Source organism: Streptomyces botrytidirepellens (genome assembly GCF_003721215.1).
GTDB lineage: Bacteria > Actinomycetota > Actinomycetes > Streptomycetales > Streptomycetaceae > Streptomyces > Streptomyces himastatinicus.
Map to the genome: position 1 here is coordinate 1 of NZ_RIBZ01000156.1, position 2,471 is coordinate 2,471.

General features: G+C 67.5%; 1 protein-coding gene. It reads right to left on the reverse strand.

The features are described from left to right. Positions 1–59 precede the first annotated feature (59 nt). Positions 60–2,471, reverse strand: a 2,412-nt coding sequence (locus EEJ42_RS12030) for a transglycosylase domain-containing protein (RefSeq protein ID WP_246096386.1), incomplete at its 5' end; no start/stop codon positions are given.

Consider the following 2,471-nt stretch of genomic DNA (forward strand, 5'->3'; position numbering starts at 1 on the left):
GGCCGCGCCGGAGCGGGATGCTCCGGCGCGGCCGCCGATCGCTGTACGGGACGTCGGGACTACTCGTCCTTGCGGGAGCCGGACGGGCCCCCGAAGAGTCCGCCGCCCGGTGGCTCCGTGGTCGGCGAGGGCGAGGTTCCGCCCGGGCCGCCGCTGGGGCCTGCGTTCTCGCCGCCCTGGTTGTCGCCACCCGCGTTGTCGTTGCACTTGAAGTCCAGCGGATCACAAGTCTGCGTGGGACTCGGGGTGCCGGAGGGCGTCTGGGACGGCGTCTCGGACGGCGTCTGCGACGGGGTCTGGGACGGCGTCTGCGTCGGCTTCTGGGTCGTCGGCGTGGGGCTCGCGTTCTCGCCGTAGACCTTGTCACCGATCGGTGTGGCCGCCGGGAAGTCCTTGGGCGGCTGGCCCGCCATCGCCTTGCGCATGTAGTCGGCCCAGATCTCGGCGGGGAACGACGCACCGTGGATGGTCTCCTGGCCGCCCACACCGCGCATGGAACGGAAGACCTGCCGCTTGGCCCGGTCGTCCACCCGCCACATGCCGATCGACGTGGACAGCTGCGGGGTGTAACCGGCGAACCAGGCCGACTTGTTCTGGTCGGTGGTTCCGGTCTTGCCCGCCGCCGGGCGGCCGATCTTCGCCGAGGTGCCGGTGCCGCGCTGGATGACGTTCTTCAGCACGTCGGTGACGTTGTTCGCCACGTCCGCGTCGAAGGCCTGCTTGAGCTTGGCCTCGTCCTCGTGGTTGTAGACCTCGCCGTCCTTGTCCTCGACTCGCTCGACCGAGTACGGATCGGCCTGCTGGCCGCTGGCCGCGAACGTCGCGTACGCCCCGGCGAGCCGGATCGCACTGGGCGCGGAGGTGCCGAGGGAGAACGTCGGGGTGATCGTGGCCAGCTGTTCCTTGCTGAGGCCGGCGTCCAGGGCCGCGTCCCGCACCTTGTCGGTGCCGACGTCCATGCCCAGCTGGATGAAGGGCGTGTTCACCGAGTACTGCATCGCGGTGCGCAGGCTGATCTTGCCCTTGTCCTCGTCACCGTCGTTCCTCTGGTGCCACTCCTGGTTGTTCTTGTCCGTCCAGACGGATCCGTCGTAGTCGCGCAGGGTCAGCTTGTTGTCACCGTCGTAGACACTCGACGGATTGACCCTGGTGCGTTGCGAATCCGGTTGGTCCCGCGGACCGTTGCGGTCCCGGACACCATCCCTCATCGCCGCGGCCAGCACGAAGGGCTTGAAGGTCGAGCCCACCTGGACACCGGTGTAGTCCGCGTTGTTGCGATAGTGCTCCAGCGCGTCGTTGCCGCCGTAGATCGCCTTGATCTTGCCCGACTTGGGCTCCACCGAGGCACCGCCGAACTGCACGTACTTGTCCACGTCGCGCTGTTTCGGCTTGAGGTTCTCCTTGGCCACCTTGCTGACCGCGTTCTTCAGCAGACCCATCTTCTTGCGGTCGAAGGTGGTGTGGATCTGGTAGCCGCCCTTGTCCAGCTTCGCCTGGCTGATGTTGGTGTTGGCGACGACGTAGTTGTCGGCGAGCTCGGTGAGATAGCCGATCTGGCCCTGCTTGTTCGTCGCCACCTTCGGGCTCTTTATCTTGGGCAAGCCCTTGGCGAGCCAGGACTGGGCATCGGCCTTCTTCAGCCGGCCCACCTGGACCTCCCGCTTGAGGATCCACGCCCAGCGCGCCGTGGCCCGCTTGGTGTTGGCCTCCGCGCTCGCGGACGGTCCGTAGCCGCCGTTCGGGTCGTACAGGTTGGGCCCGTTGAGCGTCGCGGCGAGGAAGGCGCTCTGGCTCGCGTTGAGCTTCTCGCAGTCCTTGTCGAAGTACGCGCGGGCCGCCGCCTGACAGCCGTAGGCACCGCGGCCGTAGTACGCCGTGTTGAGGTACCCCGCGAGGATGTAGTCCTTGCTCTTGGTCGAGCCGACCTTGACGGAGATCAACAGCTCCTTGAGCTTGCGTGTCACCGTCTGCGACTGGTCGAGGTACGTGTTCTTCACGAACTGCTGGGTGATGGTCGACCCACTCTGGGTCGCGCCGCCCCGCGCCATGTTGACGACGGCGCGCGCGATACCCATCGGGTCGACGCCCGAGTCCTGGTAGAAGCTGGCGTTCTCCGCCGAGATCACCGCGTTCTGCATGTCCTGGGGGATCTTGTTGAGCGGCACGATCTGCCGGTTGAGGTCACCGCCCCCCGAGACCACCATCTGCTTGCCGTCGCCCCAGTAGTAGACGTTCTTCTGAGCCTGCGACGCGGCCTGCGCGGTGGGAACGTCGACGATCATCCACCCGATACCCACGGCACTGAGCAGCGCCGCGAAGAAGAAGATGAAGGTTCCCGTGACGAGCCGCCAGGACGGCACCCAGCGGCGGAAGCCCGACTTGCCCGCGCGCGGGTAGTCGATGAACCGCTTCTTGCCGGGCGGCCCGTCGCCGCCCGCACCCCGGCCACGGCCACCGCCGGTGGCCCGCCG